Annotated in this window: 19 protein-coding genes and 2 pseudogenes; all 21 read right to left on the reverse strand. The window is 37.8% G+C overall.

Features of this window, described 5'->3' with window-relative positions:
• Positions 1 to 10: 10 nt before the first annotated feature.
• On the reverse strand, positions 11 to 568 hold the full coding sequence (gene frr, locus KSHG_RS02670; RefSeq protein ID WP_010301431.1) for a ribosome recycling factor: 558 nt from the start codon (positions 566 to 568) through the stop codon (positions 11 to 13).
• 25 nt (positions 569 to 593) lie between these two features.
• Positions 594 to 1310 (reverse strand): UMP kinase, encoded by a 717-nt coding sequence (gene pyrH, locus KSHG_RS02675; protein WP_010301433.1) that lies wholly within the window; start codon positions 1308 to 1310, stop codon positions 594 to 596.
• Between the two features lie 94 nt (positions 1311 to 1404).
• Entirely contained in the window at positions 1405 to 2283 is an 879-nt protein-coding gene (gene tsf, locus KSHG_RS02680) for a translation elongation factor Ts (protein ID WP_010301435.1), read from the reverse strand.
• Positions 2284 to 2379: 96 nt separating this feature from the next.
• Positions 2380 to 3108 (reverse strand): 30S ribosomal protein S2, encoded by a 729-nt coding sequence (gene rpsB, locus KSHG_RS02685; protein ID WP_010301437.1) that lies wholly within the window; start codon positions 3106 to 3108, stop codon positions 2380 to 2382.
• A 172-nt stretch (positions 3109 to 3280) separates the two neighbouring features.
• Positions 3281 to 3796, reverse strand: a complete 516-nt coding sequence (locus tag KSHG_RS02690) for a DUF6115 domain-containing protein (RefSeq protein WP_010301440.1) — start codon at positions 3794 to 3796, stop codon at positions 3281 to 3283.
• Positions 3797 to 3811: 15 nt separating this feature from the next.
• A complete protein-coding gene (locus tag KSHG_RS02695; protein WP_010301444.1) occupies positions 3812 to 4126 on the reverse strand; it encodes a hypothetical protein in 315 nt (104 codons plus the stop codon).
• Between the two features lie 15 nt (positions 4127 to 4141).
• Positions 4142 to 4909, reverse strand: coding sequence for a FliA/WhiG family RNA polymerase sigma factor (locus KSHG_RS02700; protein ID WP_010301447.1), 768 nt, complete (start codon positions 4907 to 4909; stop codon positions 4142 to 4144).
• Between the two features lie 196 nt (positions 4910 to 5105).
• The gene (locus KSHG_RS02705; protein ID WP_010301449.1) at positions 5106 to 5441 is read right to left on the reverse strand and encodes a hypothetical protein; all 336 of its coding nucleotides are present in this window, start codon (positions 5439 to 5441) and stop codon (positions 5106 to 5108) included.
• A complete protein-coding gene (locus KSHG_RS02710) occupies positions 5441 to 5938 on the reverse strand; it encodes a chemotaxis protein CheD (protein ID WP_010301452.1) in 498 nt (165 codons plus the stop codon). Before KSHG_RS02710 ends, KSHG_RS02705 begins: the two co-directional genes overlap by 1 nt.
• Entirely contained in the window at positions 5939 to 6568 is a 630-nt protein-coding gene (locus KSHG_RS02715; protein WP_010301455.1) for a chemotaxis protein CheC, read from the reverse strand.
• Positions 6569 to 6583: 15 nt separating this feature from the next.
• Positions 6584 to 7036, reverse strand: a complete 453-nt coding sequence (locus KSHG_RS02720) for a chemotaxis protein CheW (RefSeq protein WP_010301459.1) — start codon at positions 7034 to 7036, stop codon at positions 6584 to 6586.
• Positions 7037 to 7050: 14 nt separating this feature from the next.
• Entirely contained in the window at positions 7051 to 9093 is a 2043-nt protein-coding gene (locus KSHG_RS02725; protein WP_010301462.1) for a chemotaxis protein CheA, read from the reverse strand.
• A gap of 13 nt (positions 9094 to 9106) precedes the next feature.
• A pseudogene (locus tag KSHG_RS15965) lies at positions 9107 to 10212 on the reverse strand (protein-glutamate methylesterase/protein-glutamine glutaminase).
• 64 nt (positions 10213 to 10276) lie between these two features.
• Positions 10277 to 11083, reverse strand: coding sequence for a MinD/ParA family protein (locus KSHG_RS15970; protein WP_010301465.1), 807 nt, complete (start codon positions 11081 to 11083; stop codon positions 10277 to 10279).
• A 3-nt stretch (positions 11084 to 11086) separates the two neighbouring features.
• A complete protein-coding gene (gene flhF / locus KSHG_RS02740; protein WP_010301470.1) occupies positions 11087 to 12214 on the reverse strand; it encodes a flagellar biosynthesis protein FlhF in 1128 nt (375 codons plus the stop codon).
• A complete protein-coding gene (gene flhA, locus KSHG_RS02745; RefSeq protein WP_010301472.1) occupies positions 12211 to 14244 on the reverse strand; it encodes a flagellar biosynthesis protein FlhA in 2034 nt (677 codons plus the stop codon). Before flhA ends, flhF begins: the two co-directional genes overlap by 4 nt.
• Before the next feature lie 16 nt (positions 14245 to 14260).
• Positions 14261 to 15357: pseudogene (gene flhB, locus KSHG_RS15975) on the reverse strand (flagellar biosynthesis protein FlhB).
• Positions 15350 to 16126: a flagellar biosynthetic protein FliR gene (gene fliR, locus KSHG_RS02755; protein ID WP_010301481.1), complete on the reverse strand. Its 777-nt coding sequence runs from the start codon at positions 16124 to 16126 to the stop codon at positions 15350 to 15352. The pseudogene flhB and the gene fliR overlap by 8 nt, the downstream one beginning before the upstream one ends.
• Before the next feature lie 4 nt (positions 16127 to 16130).
• On the reverse strand, positions 16131 to 16400 hold the full coding sequence (fliQ, locus tag KSHG_RS02760) for a flagellar biosynthesis protein FliQ (RefSeq protein ID WP_010301484.1): 270 nt from the start codon (positions 16398 to 16400) through the stop codon (positions 16131 to 16133).
• A gap of 13 nt (positions 16401 to 16413) precedes the next feature.
• Positions 16414 to 17079 (reverse strand): flagellar type III secretion system pore protein FliP, encoded by a 666-nt coding sequence (gene fliP / locus KSHG_RS02765; RefSeq protein ID WP_010301487.1) that lies wholly within the window; start codon positions 17077 to 17079, stop codon positions 16414 to 16416.
• Complete coding sequence (locus KSHG_RS15980) at positions 17072 to 17524, reverse strand: flagellar biosynthetic protein FliO (RefSeq protein ID WP_010301489.1); 453 nt, start codon at positions 17522 to 17524, stop codon at positions 17072 to 17074. The genes fliP and KSHG_RS15980 overlap by 8 nt, the downstream gene beginning before the upstream one ends.
• Between the last annotated feature and the right edge of the window lie 96 nt (positions 17525 to 17620).

The raw sequence follows: 17620 nt of genomic DNA on the forward strand, positions 1-17620 counted from the left end.
AAAGTTCGTTTTAGACTGAAAGAATTTCGCTTTCTTTGTCTGCAGCAACTTCATCAATTTTTTTAATATTTTGGTCTGTTAATTTTTGAACATCATCACTGAAGCTGCGTAAATCGTCTTCTGTAATTTCGCCAGCTTTTTCAAGCTTTTTGAAATCATCGTTTGCATCACGACGAATGTTACGAATCGCAACTTTTGCTTCTTCAGCTTCTTTTTTCACAAGCTTCACTAAATCTTTACGACGTTCTTCTGTTAAAGCAGGAATTGTTAAACGAATAACTGAACCGTCATTTGTAGGTGTAATACCTAAATCAGATTTTAATAATGCTTTTTCGATATCGCCTAAAATCGTTTTATCGTAAGGTTGGATTACTAGAAGACGTGCTTCTGGGATAGAAATACCAGCCATTTGATTTAAAGGTGTTGGAGCACCGTAGTATTCTACTGTAATACGGTCTAAAAGTGAAGCATTTGCACGGCCTGCACGGATTGCAGCAAGTGCACGTGTTAATGCATCAATTGCTTTAGACATTCTTTCTGTCGCTTGGTCGATGACTTGTTTTGACATGCTTAACCCTCCTGAATGGAATAATTTATTTGTGAACGGTTGTACCGATTTTTTCTCCAAGTACGGCACGTTTAATGTTACCGCTCTCTAATAATGAGAATACAACTAAATCGATATCGTTGTCCATGCAAAGTGTTGAAGCTGTTGAATCCATTACTTGAAGACCTTTTTGAATAACGTCTAAGTAAGTTAACTCTTCGTACTTAACAGCGTTTGCATCTACTTTAGGATCTGCAGAGTATACACCATCTACATTGTTTTTAGCCATTAAAATGACATCTGCGCCGATTTCTGCGGCACGTAATGAAGCCGTTGTGTCTGTTGAGAAGTATGGATTACCCGTACCTGCTGCAAAAATAACAACACGTTTTTTCTCTAAATGACGTACTGCTTTACGACGAATGTAAGGTTCCGCCACTTGTGTCATAACGATTGAAGATTGTACGCGAGTTGGTACTCCAAGATTTTCTAAAGAATCTTGTAAAGCTAAAGCATTCATAACCGTAGCAAGCATGCCCATGTAATCTGCATTGGCACGTTCCATACCCATTTCTGCTCCAATTTTACCTCTCCAAATGTTTCCGCCGCCTACTACTAAAGCAACTTCCACTCCTAAATCTACAACTTCTTTAATTTGAGCTGCAACTGATTTTACAACAGTTGGCGCTAAACCGAAACCTACATCTCCAGCTAGTGCTTCCCCACTTAATTTAATGACGACACGTTTATATTGTTGTGGCATAACTCTTTAGACCTCCATCATTTTTTCTTGAAAAATAGGGAACACCAAAACTACTGTGTTCCCTACTTGAGATAAAACTATTATTATTTAGAAATTAGTTACCTTTAACTTGGCTCATAACTTCTTCAGCGAAGTTATCTTCGCGTTTTTCGATACCTTCACCCACTTCGTAACGTACGAATTCAGTAACTTTAGCGTCGCCTAAGAATTTAGCAACAGTTTCATCTGGGTTTTTAACGAATGGTTGGTCTAATAAGCAAATTTCTTTGAAGTATTTGTTTAAGCGACCTTCTACCATTTTCGCAACGATATTTTCAGGTTTACCTTCGTTTAATGCTTGTTCAGTTAACACTTTACGTTCGTGTTCAACTTCTTCAGCAGACACTTGGTCATGAGAAACGAATTTAGGATTGATTGCAGCGATGTGCATAGCAATATCTTTCGCTTTAGAAGCGTCAGTTGTACCTTCAACGACTGTTAATACACCAATACGACCGCCCATGTGTAAGTAAGCACCGAAAGAATCAGCATCTGTTTTAGTTTCGATTACGAAACGACGTAGAGTGATTTTTTCACCGATTGTAGCGATTGCAGTTGAGATATGTTCAGCAACAGTTGCGCCATTTTCCATTGTAGAAGCTAAAGCTGCATCAATATCTGCAGGTTTAGTAGCTAATAAGTGATCAGCTAATTCTTTAACTAAAGTTTGGAAACCTTCATTTTTAGCTACGAAGTCCGTTTCAGCATTTACTTCTAAAAGCACTGCGTCATTACCTTTTTCTTCGATAAAAGTAGTACCTTCAGCAGCGATACGGTCAGCTTTTTTACCAGCTGCCGCTAGACCTTTTTCACGTAAGAAATCGACTGCTGCATCGATATCTCCATCTGTTTGTACTAATGCTTTTTTACAATCCATCATACCCGCACCAGTTTTTTCACGTAATTCTTTAACCATTTTAGCAGTTACTGCCATTTTAGTTCCTCCTATGCAAATAAAAATTTTATTTTTCTCTCAAAAAAAGGTGATAAGAGGGGTTATCCGCTTATCACCTATTTCTAAAACCAGAAATTATTCAGCAGAAGCTTCTTCTTTTGCTTCAACTTGCGCTTCTTCTTCACCTTGTTTAGACTCGATTAAAGCATCAGCCATTTTAGCAGTGATAAGTTTTACGGCGCGGATTGCGTCATCGTTTGATGGAATAACGTAATCGATTTCATCTGGATCACAGTTAGTATCAACCATAGCCACGATAGGAATGTTTAATTTGTGTGCTTCTGCAACAGCAATACGTTCTTTACGTGGGTCAACGATGAACATTACGTCAGGGATAGCTTGCATGTCGCGGATACCGCCAAGGAAGCGTACTAGACGTTCATGTTGTTTTTTAAGTTGAACAACTTCTTTTTTAGGAAGGACTTCGAAAATACCGTCTTCTTCCATACGTTCGATTTCTTTTAAACGAGCGATACGTTTTTGAATAGTACCGAAGTTAGTTAATGTACCACCTAACCAGCGTTGGTTAATGTAGTAGTTACCTGAACGTTCAGCTTCTTCTTTAATAGCTTCTTGAGCTTGTTTTTTAGTACCAACGAAAAGAACTTTACCGCCTTCTTCGCCAACTTGACGCATGAATTTGTAAGCTTCTTCTAATTTTTTAACTGTTTTTTGTAAATCGATGATGTAGATACCGTTACGTTCAACAAAGATGAATTTTTTCATTTTTGGATTCCAACGGCGAGTTTGGTGACCGAAGTGTACACCAGCTTCTAGTAATTGTTTCATAGAAATTACTGACATGATTTGTTTCCTCCTAAAGGTTTTCTAATTTTATTTTCCTCCGCATTCATCACTTATGTAGAGAACTTTGATTAATCAAAGCACCGCTCCACATATCAGAGTGCGTGTGTAATGATAACACTATTTGTTAATATACCATAGGTTGAAACACCTAGCAACTGTTTTATGCGAATTACTTTTGGAATTTCAACAGGAGTTCTACTTCTGTTTTTCCGCGCTGTAAAGCTTTCGCAATATCAACAATTGTTGAACCTTCTTTGTACATTTTTTGTGCTTTTTCTCGATCTGTCAAAGCCGGTTCTGGACTGTTCGTTGCAGCCGTTTTTTGATACGCTTTTTTCGCATATGCTTTAGGTGCAGCAAATGGTTTCGTTTCATTTGGTTTACTCGTAGCCACAGTCCATTCTTTTTGTTCGACTGGTGCCGTTTGTTTTTTCGGTTCAACGGCGATTTCTTTCACCGGTACTTTGCTCACCTGTACCTGCATTTTTTTAATTTCTTCAAGTAAGCGATCATTTTCGTCTTTCATCTCCGCTAAATAGACGCCGATCGCATTGTCCATATCATCTTTCATTAACTGCTGTTTTTGTTCTACATCTTTAAAGCGTGCTATTTTTAGCCCTAATAGAACGAGAAAGTAAAATGTTAAACATTGTGTAATGACAAGTATTACTACAATAATGCTCATGTTGTTCCAAAGCCCCTAACCACTAAAATCAAAGAAGTTTCCTTTAAACGGATGCTGTGCAGGAAGCTCCTGTGTTCGTTGTTTTTGTTCTTTCGAATGCTGTTCTTTTTCTAAAGACCCCTCACGATTTTTATGTGGATGTTCATCATCAATCGAGTCGGTCTCTTCTAAATGTAAAACGGTTAATCGATTTTTACGTACTTGTCTCTCTGTTGCCATTTGAGCCATCGCTTGATTGCCATGAACGAGCTGTTGCGCATTGTCTGCCATTTTCCCTGCATCAAACGTTTTAGGTAGTGCAATTTGTAGTTCTACACTTTTTAACGACATCCATAGCCCTCCTCATTAAATGCTTTGAACTTCGTCTATTAATAACTTCCTTAATTTAAAAATAGCTTTCGAATGAATTTGAGAAATACGTGATGTTGAAAGCTCCAACATCTCCCCAATTTCAGTCAACGTCATTTCTTCCGTATAAAATAAACTTAATACGAGCTGTTCTTTTTCATTCAATTTTAAAATACTCGCAGATAAGTCTTCTATTAACTCTGCTTGCATCGCTTCTTGCTCTGGCGTCTTAATAGAATCATCTCGAATGGAATACGTTTTAGCGTCCGATTCTTCGTCTTGTAGCTGCTCATCCATCGATAAGATATTTGAAGCAAAGTGTTCTTTGACCGTTTGATACACTTCATCTACTGAAATGTTTAGTTCTTCTGCTACTTCTTCTGGTGTTACGTGACGTTGCAATCGTTGTTCCATCGATTCGATTAAAGCGTCCATTTTCTTCGCTTTTTCCCTTGCCGAACGTGGTAGCCAATCTTCTTTACGAAGTCCATCAATAATAGCTCCACGAACACGGAAAGAGGCGTATGTATCAAATTTTAAATCTCTTGAATGATCAAATTTATTTAACGCATCGAATAAACCCATCATTCCTAAGCTGTTTAACTCATCCCTTGATACACTTTTGGGTAATCCTACTGCGATTCGTTGCACATGATAAGAAACGAGTGGTTTGTACTTACGCATAAGTACATCACCAGCATGAGGATCTCGGTCGACTTTCCAACTTTCCCACAACTTTTGTTCTTCTGCTGAAGTTGTTTTCATCTTCATACCCTCCCCATTTGAAATACTACATTATAATATATCCTTATTATAACAAATTTATGCAATAGATTGGAATGGGCGTCTACAACAAAAAAAGAAGGTTTTATCTATGTCACAACCTCTTCACAATTGTATTTTAGAACATCTAAAACACATAGCGAGTAGATGGCGATAAATAAAGCCTCCTTACAATAAATTATTTTTCTTGTGCCATTAATGTTTGAACGACTTGCGCTACTTCTTCCGCTTGTGTTCCTTGCAATGAATCCTTCTCGATCGTGACGGTTTTTCCTTCATGCTGTTCAACAGATTCCATTGGTTCTTTTGTATCTGTCTCTTCTAGTTGTGGTGTGAAAAATGCATAACCGATTAAAAATCTTACGATAAATGTCATCACAAACACAATCAATACCACGATAAACGATTGTGTTAAAATTTCAACTGGCGTTCGAGCCGTTTGAAAAATTAATAAAAAATAAATTGCAAAAGAACCGAGTGTAGCCCAACAATTCATATAAAATGATCCTGCCATTATAGGTCCTTCACTCCTTGGTTCACTGTACGTATTTGTAATTTAGACGTTTGTGGATTGAATTCAATCGTTCGCCCACTGTTGCCGCCTGTATCTTCCGCTAAAAGTGGAATATTTAATTTTTTCAGTTGTACTTTTACCGCTTCGACATTTCGTGGTCCAATGCGCATCGAATCTTGATTTGATGTAAATTGGAACATTTGTGCACCGCCGGCAATTTTCGCTTTTAAACGAAATGTACTTGCACCTTTTTTTTGCATTTCTTGTACTAAAGCTGGCACTCCTGTATCAGCAAATTTGGCAACGGTCAGCTGATTTCCTCGACTAAGAGATGAATCCGGCAACATGACGTGAACGAGCCCCGCAATTTGCTTTATTTCATCGTATAAAACGACACCTACACATGATCCAAGACCTGATGTCCGAATTCGCTGTGTTGTAGTCGCTATGTCTAATTGAGCAATCCCAACTTTTACAACGTCTACGCTCGTAAGCATTTACGTAACACCTAACGAATTAAAAATCGTTTCAAAAGAATCTGGATCTGGAATTAAGAAAAAGTGGCCGCTAACTTCTTCTCGATTTTGATCCGCTTCAGTTACGATCGACGTATCAATAACGATAACGTAATCACTTACTTGAGAAACTTCTATTAATCCTGCACTAATAATCGCGCCGAACATGTCGCTCGCTAATGCAGGTGGCGTTGGATACAGCTTCAGTTTCGTAAAATCTAAAAGAGCAGATAAATACGAACCTGATAAAATATTCCCCATCTCTTGCATCGCTGATTGCCCTAAGTCAGACGGTTCATTCGCAAAATCAAATTGAGGTTCATGAATGAGTTGACGAATAAAATGACTCGCTTGCTCTACAGGCATAATGAAAAACATTCCACCTGATACGTCCCCTTCAATCCGTAAATAAATCCCCGTTACAAACGTCTCTGCTCCACCTACTCGTTCCATCATATCGTTAAAAGAAACCATCTCTACTTTCGGAACGTGCATGTCGATTTTTTGAGTTAATAACGCTGAAAGAGCTGTTGCTGCATGCGCAGCACCAATATTACCAATTTCCTTCAAGACATCTAAATGGAAAGAAGTAATCGTTTCCTTCATATCCATCTTCAAAACCCTTTCTTATTTAAGGATGCTTAACACTTTTTCTAAATTCAATAAAATCAATAAACGGTTGCCGATATTAGCGACACCCGAAATATATTCTTCTTCTAAAGAACCGACGACTTCTGGTTGAGGCTCAATCGAATCTGTCGGAATGTCCATCACATCATTCGCTGCATCTACGATAAAACCAACTTCCATATCTTCTTCAGAAATAATAATAATGCGCGTATTTTCATTTGCTACAGAAGACTGTACATTAAAACGATCTCGTAAATCGATAATCGGTGTCACGACACCACGTAAATTAATAACACCTTTAACGTAATGTGCCGTTCTTGGAACACGTGTAATATGCATCATTTTTTCAATGCCTTGTACTTGTTCAACAGGTAAGGCATATTCTTTATCGCCTAGTTGAAAGACGATTACTTTCATTACTTCAACATCCATTGTTATATTTTCTGTCATTTCAAACACCCCTCTTATTTAATAAGTGCATTGCAATCAATAATTAAAGCGACTTGTCCATTACCTAAAATAGTTGCTCCAGAAATCGAAAATACATTCGTTAAATAATTCCCTAGTGATTTTAAAACAATTTCTTGTTGTCCAATAAATGAATCGACGACTAAGCCTGCCATTTTATCGCCTTTACGTACAATGACGATCGAATGGAACTCATCTTCGACTTTTTCACTGCGAGGCACTTCAAAAATTTCTTCCAAGAATACGAGTGGTACAACTTTTCCACGGAAATCAATAACTTTTTGATTGTGTGCATTCATAATATCCGCTTTGCGAATAATCGATGTTTCAATAATAGATGACAATGGAATCGCATAAACTTCTTGCTCTACTTCGACTAACATAACTGAAATAATCGATAGCGTCAGTGGTAGTTGAACTGAGAATAAAGAACCTTTTCCTTCTTCTGATTCAATCGTAATATTCCCACCGAGTGATTCGATTGTTGATTTTACAACATCTAAACCGACACCACGCCCTGAAATATCTGAAAGAACTTCCGCTGTAGAGAATCCTGAAGCTAAAATTAATTCATTCACTTGATTGTCCGTTAATTTCTCGGCATTTTCTGGTGTGACAATTCCTTTTTCAATCGCCTTACTTAATACGCGTTCTTTATTAATTCCTGCACCGTCATCTTCAATTTCAATGAAGACGTGATTACCGCTATGGTACGCACGTAATTCGACACGTCCTTCTTCCGGCTTCCCTGCCGCAAGTCGAACTTCTGGACTTTCAATTCCATGATCTAATGAATTACGAATAAGATGTACGAGTGGATCACCAATTTCATCAATAACTGTACGATCAAGTTCTGTTTCTGCACCGACAATTTCTAAATGTATTTTTTTGTGTAGATCGCGTGACAGTTGGCGCACCATTTTAGGGAAGCGGTTAAATACCGTTTCAACAGGCACCATTCGCATATTCAAAATAATATTTTGTAAATCGCTTGATACGCGTGACATACGTTCAACAGATTCATTTAATTCTGTATGGTTTAACTCTGCCGCAATCGATTGTAAGCGACCACGATCAATAACGAGCTCTTCAAATAAATTCATTAAAATGTCTAAACGTTCGATGTTCACTCGAATCGTTTTACTCGTTGCATGTGTCGTTTTAGCAGTTGATTGTTTCGGCTTATCTTCGACTGCTTTTTCAGAAGAAATAGCAGCAGGCACTTTCGCCGCGACCACTTCTGCTTCTTCGACTTCTTCTGTTACAGCTAGATATGTCGCTTCAAGCTTTTTAATCGCAATGTGTTCGACTTCTGATACTTTATTTAAAGCGCTCTCAACTTCTGAAATATCCCCTTTCGTAACGAACGCTACAGAAAAGTTCGTATCGAATTGTTCCGCTTCTAATTGTTCGACTGCTGGCGATGACTTAATAACATCTCCTGCTTTTTCTAGCGCTTCAAATACCATGTATACACGTGCTGCTTTCAATAAACAATCGTCGCGTAACGTAACGGTAATTTCATACGTTTCAAACCCTTGCTCATGTGATTGTTCAATCACCGTTTTTTCAAAGTCATCATAAACGAGTTGTGTATTTGCATCTGTTGAAACTACTTGTTCCTCTGCAGGCGCTTTTGCTGTCGCAGCATCAACTGGTTCCCCGTTTTCAATACGTTTTAGTTTACCGACTGTTTCTGTTACATCACGTTTCCCGTCTCCGCCAGCAGAAATATCACCGATCATCGCTTCCAAGTGGTCAATTGATTCAAAAACGACGTCTAAAATTTCAGGTGTTACACTAATTTTTTCGTTACGAATCGCATCTAACACATTTTCCATCTTATGTGTTAAATCTGCTAAATCTTCGTACCCCATCGTTGCAGACATTCCCTTTAACGTATGTGCATTTCGAAAAATTTCATTCACGATTGATAAATCATGTGGGTTTTGCTCTAATGCTAATAAATTCTCGTTGCATGATTGCAAATGTTCTGTACTTTCATCGATAAATACTTCTAAGTATTGGTTTGTATCCATCCTTATGCCTCCCTTATGGAATATATTTCATGATTGCTTGCGCAATATCATCCACATCTTCTACATCATCCACTAGTCCTGTTTCAAAAGCAGCTTTCGGCATGCCATATACGACACACGTATCAGCAGATTCTGAAATAGCAACGACATGACCGGTTTCTTTTAACCGTTGCAAGCCTTTCGTTCCATCAGAACCCATACCTGTCATAATGACTGCTACTTTATCTAATTCTTTTATAGCACTTGCACTTTCAAACAGTACGTCTACAGCAGGTCGATGTCCGCCCCTTGGAGCTTCGATATTATCTAATTTCACACTCATAACCGCACCGGTCTTTTGCAGTTTCATATGATAACCACCCGGTGCAATATACGCGTGACCCGCTTGCAAAATATCGCCATGTTCCGCTTCTTTAACCGTGATTTCTGAAAGTTGATTTAATCGATTTGCTAACGATTTTGTAAAACCCGCTGGCATATGTTGTACGATGACAATCGGTGCATCAATCGTTTTAGGAATTTTCGTCACGACTTCTTGCAGTGCACGAGGTCCTCCTGTTGAAGTACCGATTAATACGAGTTTCTTATTAGAGCTATGCATCATCGGCTTCGATTGTTGGACCGATAACGTTCTTTTCGGCTCTACATATTTTTCCATCATTGTCTTTTTCGAAATCATATTTCGCAACGATGTGTTTTTTTGTAGTTTAGAGACCGGAACAGCTGCTGCTTGAATAACTTTTCGAATGAGTTCATCTTTTATTTTATGCAAATCAAGGGAAATCGTTCCGCTCGGTTTTGCGATAAAATCTACAGCGCCATTCGCCATTGCTTCTACCGTAATTTCTGCCCCTGCTTTTGTCGTACTCGATAACATGACGACAGGTGTCGGGCAATCTACCATAATCAGTTTTAATGCTTCCAAACCGTTTAATTGAGGCATTTCAACATCTAACGTCACTACATCTGGCTGCCATTTTTTATTTTTTCTAATGCGTCTTTTCCATTTCTTGCGGTGCCAACTACATCAACTTCTGGCACGTCTACAAAAAAATCACTAATTAATTTACGCATAAATGCTGAATCGTCTACAATTAATAGTTTTTTTGCCCCGATCATCGTTATCTACGCCCCTTATTAAACATACTTTTTAATGTGCCCATAAACTTGTTCGATTGCATCGTTAAATCATCTGTCGTTTTTCTTGTCCTAATACATACGTTTCAACGATATCTTGCAATGCTTTTGTCGCTGCTGTTTTCTCGTATAATACGGAAAATATTTTTTGTTGCTGTACAGCTTTACGAACATTCATATCTTCAGGTATAGATCCTAAAATCTTTAAATTTTCTTGTAAAAAATGAAATGCCGTATTTTTTATTCTTTTCAAGGCAAATTTACCATCTTCTAATGTTAAAGACCTATTAACAACAATATACATGTTTTTGTCCTTACAATTCATATGAATATATTTTACCATAGAATACCCATCCATAATCGCTGTAGGCTCGGTTGTCGTAACAACGATAATATCGTCAATTGCTTCGATTAATTGAAGGGTCCACTCTGTTGCACCTGCTCCCATATCAAACACAATATAGTCATATGCATTTTGCAACGTTTCAAAAGCATTTAATAATCGCGAAAGCATTAAATCATTCCAATCAAGAATAGAGGTCATCGCAGAGCCACCGCTTATGTAATCTAAGTTTGGGAGGTAGCTTTTCACGAGCTGTTCGAGCCCACAATTGCCTAGCAAATAGTCCGAAAGCGCATGTTGAGTACTTTCACCTAATAAAATATGAACGTTCCCCATACCGATATCCATATCCATAATGAGGACACGCGCCCCCCTTTTAGATAAGTTGTATGAAAAGTTCGTTGAAAAATTACTTTTACCAACGCCACCTTTACCACTAACAACTGCAATGGACCTTGCTAGCTTCGGATTCTCCATTTTTAAGCGTAATTTTTCTGCTTGGTCTCGCATACGTTATTCTCCTTGAAAAACTAATTCAATTATTTTATCTAGAGATGCTTCTACAATATCTTCTGGAACTTCTTGCCCATTCGTATAGTAAGCAAGTCCTTTATTATATTTAACCATTAAATTGACTATTGTACCAATAGTATTTGTCTCATCTAGCTTCGTAAAAATAAATTTTGAAATAGGATATGCTGAGAATTGTTCAATGATTGCTTCCATATCACGCTGTTTCGCTGTAATAGAAAGAATTAAAAAATTCTCCATATCCTCATTTAATTCGATTAATTTTGTCACATCATCTACATATTTTGACTCGCGGTAATTTCGACCCGCCGTATCAATGAAAATAAAATCACAATCTGAAAGCTTTTCTTTCGCTAGTTTGTAGTCATCATAAGAATAAATAACTTCTACAGGAGCTTGTAATAAGTTTGCATACGTTTTCAACTGTTCAATAGCACCTATTCGATACGTATCCGCCGTTATAAATCCGACTTTCTTTCTTTTTTCAAGTACAGCACGTGCAGCCATCTTCGCAATAGTCGTCGTTTTCCCGACGCCTGTCGGGCCAAGTACGTTAATGTATTTCTTCTCATACGAGATTCCCTTCATCTCTACTCCGTCCAACGCTTGTCGTAGTGCCATTTTCGCAAAACGCTTCATTTGTGCTTCTGACAATTCTTCTCGACTGTTTTTATAGATGTCAAAAAGCTCATCACTAATTGATGTGACAAGCTCTTTGTCTAACTCTTGGTTTTCCATTTGGTCGATTACTTTTTTCAATACTTCTGGATATTGAACTGAAACAGCCGAACTGCTTTGTGTTTTTAACAACTTTTTCAATGAAGCAATTTCATCTTGAATTTGGTTCATTGATGTATTCATTTTATTTTGTTCGATCATTTCTACATTCGTTACTTCTTTCGTAAAAAATGACGTTTCCACTTTTTTAGGTGGCATCGTAAGTGGCTCAACACCGACTACAATTTCATAGTTTTTCTTTTTGAACATTCCTAAGAAGCCTTTTGAATAAATAGCTTTTGAGCTAACGATCATGGCATCTTCACCAAAATCACGTTGTACTTTTGCCATCGCTTCCGTCATTGACTCTGCTGTATATTTCTTCATTTTCATTCTACATTCACCACTCCGACACTTTGAATTTCAATCGATGCTTCTAATTCATTATACGAAAGAATCGGAACTTGTGGGAAGTACCGTTCTGTTAATTGACGAACGTACATACGAACGGCTGGTGAACATAAAACAACAGGTGATTGTTCGAAAAAGGCAATTCGTTCAATTTCTTTTGACATCGCTTCTAATATAGACTGCGACATTTGTGGGTCCATCGCCAAATAATTCCCATGCTCTGTTTGTTGAATACTGTCTGCAATCATTTTCTCAATACCAGCAGAAACCGTTAATACTTTCAACTCGTGTTCATTTCCAACATATTGTGCAGTAATTTGGCGTGCTAACGACTGACGAACATATTCTGTTAACACATCTACGTCTGAAGTGAGTTTTGAGTAATCTGCTAACGTTTCAAAAATAATCGGCAAGTTACGTACCGATACATTTTCGCTTAACAATTTCGATAACACTTTTTGAATTTCACCAATAGACATCGGAGTTGGCGTTAGCTCTTCTACTAAAATTGGTGATGCTTCGTGTAAGTGGTCGATTAATTGTTTCGTTTCTTGGCGTCCGAGTAATTCAGAAGCATTCGCACGAATAATTTCCGTTAAATGTGTTGAAACCACACTCGGTGGATCAACGACCGTGTAGCCAAGCATTTCTGCTTCTTCTTTCACTTGATCCGTAATCCATTTCGCCGGTAAACCAAATGATGGTTCGATCGTATCAATACCTTCAATCGAATTATCTTCTCCAGGGCTCATAGCTAAATAATGGTCTAACAATAACTCGCCTTTAGCCATTTCGTTCCCTTTAATTTTAATTCGATATTCATTCGGTTGAAGCTGAATGTTATCTCGAATACGTACGACTGGAATAACGATACCGAGTTCAAGTGCCAATTGACGTCGAATCATAACAACGCGGTCAAGAAGGTCTCCGCCTTGCGCTGCATCAACGAGCGGAATTAATCCGTATCCAAATTCAAACTCGATTGGATCAACGTTCAATAAATTCACAACATTTTCAGGGCTCTTCAAGTTATCGGTAACGACTTCTTCTTCAATTTCCTCTTGCTCCTCAATGGACTCTTTGGAGGATTGTTTTTGTTGATAGGCTAGAAAAGCAATTAGTAAAGCAATCGGTGCTGTCACTAAATCACTTACTGGTGTCACTAAACCTAATAAGAAAATTGTTCCTGCTGCTATGTACAAAATTTTCGCATTCCCTAGTAGTTGGCGCATAATGTCCGTACTTAAATTTCCGTCCGAACCTGCACGCGTAACGACGATCCCGGTTGCAGTAGAAATAATTAAAGCTGGAATTTGAGATACTAAACCATCACCGACTGTTAACATCGTAAATCGGTTAATCGCATCACCAAATGACATATCCATTTGCATAATGCCGACGACCATACCGACTAAAATATTAATGATGACGATAATAATCCCTGCAATGGCATCCCCTTTAACGAATTTCGTCGCACCGTCCATCGCACCATAGAAATCGGCTTCTCCTGAAACTTTTTCGCGACGTTCACGAGCTTGTGATTCAGAAATTAAGCCTGCATTTAAATCAGCATCAATTGCCATTTGTTTCCCGGGCATTGCGTCTAATGTGAAACGTGCTGCTACTTCAGATACACGTTCCGAACCTTTCGTAATAACGAGGAAGTTAATGATGACGAGGATAATAAATACAACGAACCCGACAATAATATTTCCACCTACCACGAATGTACCGAATGTTTCTACGACGTTTCCTGCTTCCCCACCACTTAAAATGGCACGTGTTGTAGATACGTTCAATCCTAAACGGAACAATGTAAGTAACAATAGAACCGTTGGAAAAATAGAAAATTCAAGTGCCTCTTTCATATTCATAGACGTTAACAAAACGAGTAATGCTAACGCAATGTTAATAATGATTAAGAAACTTAATAACCATGTTGGAAGAGGGATAATTAGCATCGCCACAATCATAATTACGGCAGCTAAAACTCCTATATCGCTAAATTTCATCGTTGTCCCTCCCTAACTAAATCTTCCGCTTCATTCGATAAACATATGCTAGTACTTCAGCGACTGCTTTAAAAAATTCTTCTGGTATGCGGCCACCAATTTGTACTTGATCATACATCGCTCGAGCAAGCGGTCTATTTTCAACCATTGCGACATTATTTTCTTTCGCAATTAATTTTATTTTTTGTGCAACAAAATCTGTTCCTTTTGCAACAACTTTCGGTGCATCCATTTCGTCTTCATCATATTTTAAAACGATTGCATAATGGGTTGGGTTCGTAATAACGACGTCTGCATCTGGAATTTCTTGCATCATACGACGCATCGCCATTTCTCGTTGCCGCTGCTTAATTTTAGACTTAATCAGCGGATCCCCTTCGACATTTTTATATTCATCTTTAATATCTTGTTTAGACATTCGTAGATTTTTTTCATAATCAAATTTCTGATACATATAATCTAAAATAGAAATAAATAACAACACGACAGCTGCGGCAATCCCCATATAAGCAACAAGCTTAGCGATTGTAACGAGTGCAGCTCCCGGTGTTTTATGTGACAAACTTAACACATCTTCAATATTAAAATATAAAATAGAAAACGTCGTCGTACCGATTAAAGAAATTTTCAAAACAGACTTTAGCAGTTCGACGATTGCTCGAATAGAGAAAATACGCTTCATCCCTTTTATAGGATCAATTTTTTCAAATCAAACTTTAGCGTTTCTGTCGTAAATAATAAACCGAATTGTAAAAAATTCGCACCAATTGCAGCAATGACCGCGATACCGAAAATCGGCAATAATATTTTTCCCATTTGCATTAACACGTCTTTATACAATTCCATCAAAGAAGAAATCGAAATGCTTTTCGTCGCCATATTGTGCGTAATAATCTCCCTAAAGAAACTAATTAAATCTTCTTTCATAAAGCCCGCTGCAAACGTTAAATAAAGAAAAATACATAGTAGTACAATGGCACTCGTAACATCTTGGCTCTTTAACACTTGCCCTTTTTTACGAGAGTCTTGACGTTTTTTAGGCGTCGCTTTTTCCGTTTTTTCACCGGCAAAAAATTGAAGATCTAATGTGACAAATATATTTAATTTACCCAACACCAATCATCTCCATAAATTGCCGCATCGAAACGAACATAAATTTGAACAGTCGTTGCATTACTTCCGACATAACAGTAAACATAACGACTAATGTAATAAATGCTACTAAAATTTTAACTGGAAACCCGATGACAAAAATATTTAATTGGGGAACGGTCTTCGCGACAATCCCAAGTGCTAAATCGGTTAAAAAAACCGTCGCAACAATGGGAATCGCTAGTTGAAATGCTAACGCGAACGTTCCAGCAAATATTTTAATGACGAGCATCGTCGTATTTTCTGCTGCTAAATGCGGCCACGTTTGTGTCAAAGGAGCAAATTGATAACTATAATAAATTGCATCAAGTAACACATGATGACCATTTGCCGTTAACAGTAGTAGCAAAGCAATCACGTTAAAAAATTGTCCGGTAAGTGGACTTTGCGTTCCCGTTTGTGGATCAATGACGTTCGCGATAGCAAAACCGATTTGAAAATCAATAAATCCCCCGGCTATTTGAATCGCAGACATCACAATGTAAGCAATCAATCCAAGCGTCAAACCTACTAACACTTCTTTGATGACGAGCAAAATATATTGTCCGTCAATTTCTAAATTAACTGGTTCCATAGAAGAAGCAATGGCGAAAGCGAGTAAAGCAGCTGTGCCTATTTTCACTTGCATTGGAATCGTCTTATATGAGAAAAATGGAACGGTTGCAAAAAAAGCACTTAGACGGACGAGGACTAATATGAACACTGGAATTTTCATTATTAATGTTTCCATCTAGTCACCCTATGTACCTTGTTAAATTTTCTAATATGTCTTTCGCATAGCTCGTAATTTTTGTCAACATCCACGGTCCAAAAAATACGAGCGCTACGAGCACTGCGATAATTTTCGGAACGAATGATAGCGTTTGTTCTTGTATTTGGGTCGTCGCTTGAAAAATACTGACGAGCAATCCGACAATTAACGCTACGAGCAATAGTGGACCAGATGCCATAATCACAACAGTAACGGCTTTTTCAGCTATCGATATAACTAATTCCTGTGACATTTTCACTCATCCCCTAAAAACTTTGTAGTAGCGATTTCATAACGAGAGACCACCCATCCACAAGGACGAATAAAAGAATTTTAAACGGTAATGAAATCATAACCGGTGGTAGCATCATCATACCCATGGACATTAAAACACTCGCTACAATCATATCGATTACTAAAAATGGGATAAAAATCATAAAGCCCATTTGGAAAGCTGTCTTCAACTCACTAATCGTATACGCTGGGACGAGCGTCGTAAGTGGAATATCTTCCACTTTGTCCGGCATTTTTTGATCGCGATAACTTAAAAATAAATTCAAATCATCTTGACGTGTATTTTTAGCCATAAATTGTTTAAATGGCGTTGCTGCATTGTCATACGCCTCTTCTAACGTAATTTTTTCATCAAACAATGGTTGCAACGCTTCTTTATTCACTTCTTGGAAAGTCGGCGCCATAATGAAAAATGTTAAAAATAATGCCAACCCTATAATAACTTGGTTTGGTGGCATCGTATTCGTCGCCAAAGCTGTCCGTACGAACGACAGTACGACAACAACACGCGTAAAACACGTCATTAAAATTAAAATAGAAGGTGCAATAGATAGCACCGTCAACAATAATAATAATTTAACAGACGTCGAAACATTTGAAGCACTACTATCCGAAAAATAATTCACAACATCACTCATGGTCTTTTTCGCGCTCCTTTTGTTTCAGCTGCTCTAAATTCTCAGTTCTTTGATTTTTAATTTCGTTTAATCGTTCTGCGAATTGCTGCTTAAAATTAGATTCTTTTGTTTCTTCGATAGGTGCGGACTTTTTCGTAAATTTCTTTACGAACGTCTCAATTGGTGTACCTTGTAACGGTTGTGCTTGCTTTTCGTTATAAAAGGTCATAAGCGATTGTCGCTCATCCTCATCTTTAATTTCTTTCAACAACTGTACATCTTCACCAACACCTACTAAGTAAAGCTGTTCACCTACTTTTACAAGTTGAATCGATTTTTGTTGTCCTAAAGAAATTCCGCCTAAACTTTGCATCATTTTAGAATGTTGATATTTGCTTGAACGATTTTTAATGTAGTGCAATAACCCATAAAGAAGCGCTACAACAAAAATCAAAGCAAAAATCATTTTCACATAATCCCACGCAGATACGCCAACAGCTGTCGACGTTTCATCTTGATCGACAGCTGTTTTCGTCCCCTCTTGGCAGGCTTCATCTTTTTA

The organism is Kurthia senegalensis, from assembly GCF_000285595.1.
Lineage (GTDB): Bacteria > Bacillota > Bacilli > Bacillales_A > Planococcaceae > Kurthia > Kurthia senegalensis.

Coding starts and splice junctions, on each gene's coding strand:
- KSHG_RS02705 (WP_010301449.1), bottom strand. CDS start 5,441: ATGGCAGGATCATTTTATATGAATTGTTGGGCTACACTCGGTTCTTTT.
- fliR (WP_010301481.1), bottom strand. CDS start 16,126: ATGGAAACATTAATAATGAAAATTCCAGTGTTCATATTAGTCCTCGTC.
- KSHG_RS02720 (WP_010301459.1), bottom strand. CDS start 7,036: ATGACAGAAAATATAACAATGGATGTTGAAGTAATGAAAGTAATCGTC.
- flhF (WP_010301470.1), bottom strand. CDS start 12,214: ATGAAAATGAAGAAATATACAGCAGAGTCAATGACGGAAGCGATGGCA.
- pyrH (WP_010301433.1), bottom strand. CDS start 1,310: ATGCCACAACAATATAAACGTGTCGTCATTAAATTAAGTGGGGAAGCA.
- fliP (WP_010301487.1), bottom strand. CDS start 17,079: ATGAGTGATGTTGTGAATTATTTTTCGGATAGTAGTGCTTCAAATGTT.
- KSHG_RS02710 (WP_010301452.1), bottom strand. CDS start 5,938: ATGCTTACGAGCGTAGACGTTGTAAAAGTTGGGATTGCTCAATTAGAC.
- tsf (WP_010301435.1), bottom strand. CDS start 2,283: ATGGCAGTAACTGCTAAAATGGTTAAAGAATTACGTGAAAAAACTGGT.
- frr (WP_010301431.1), bottom strand. CDS start 568: ATGTCAAAACAAGTCATCGACCAAGCGACAGAAAGAATGTCTAAAGCA.
- flhA (WP_010301472.1), bottom strand. CDS start 14,244: ATGAAATTTAGCGATATAGGAGTTTTAGCTGCCGTAATTATGATTGTG.
- KSHG_RS15980 (WP_010301489.1), bottom strand. CDS start 17,524: ATGATTTTTGCTTTGATTTTTGTTGTAGCGCTTCTTTATGGGTTATTG.
- KSHG_RS15970 (WP_010301465.1), bottom strand. CDS start 11,083: ATGCGAGACCAAGCAGAAAAATTACGCTTAAAAATGGAGAATCCGAAG.
- KSHG_RS02725 (WP_010301462.1), bottom strand. CDS start 9,093: ATGGATACAAACCAATACTTAGAAGTATTTATCGATGAAAGTACAGAA.
- KSHG_RS02695 (WP_010301444.1), bottom strand. CDS start 4,126: ATGTCGTTAAAAAGTGTAGAACTACAAATTGCACTACCTAAAACGTTT.
- KSHG_RS02715 (WP_010301455.1), bottom strand. CDS start 6,568: ATGGATATGAAGGAAACGATTACTTCTTTCCATTTAGATGTCTTGAAG.
- KSHG_RS02690 (WP_010301440.1), bottom strand. CDS start 3,796: ATGAGCATTATTGTAGTAATACTTGTCATTACACAATGTTTAACATTT.
- KSHG_RS02700 (WP_010301447.1), bottom strand. CDS start 4,909: ATGAAAACAACTTCAGCAGAAGAACAAAAGTTGTGGGAAAGTTGGAAA.
- fliQ (WP_010301484.1), bottom strand. CDS start 16,400: ATGTCACAGGAATTAGTTATATCGATAGCTGAAAAAGCCGTTACTGTT.
- rpsB (WP_010301437.1), bottom strand. CDS start 3,108: ATGTCAGTAATTTCTATGAAACAATTACTAGAAGCTGGTGTACACTTC.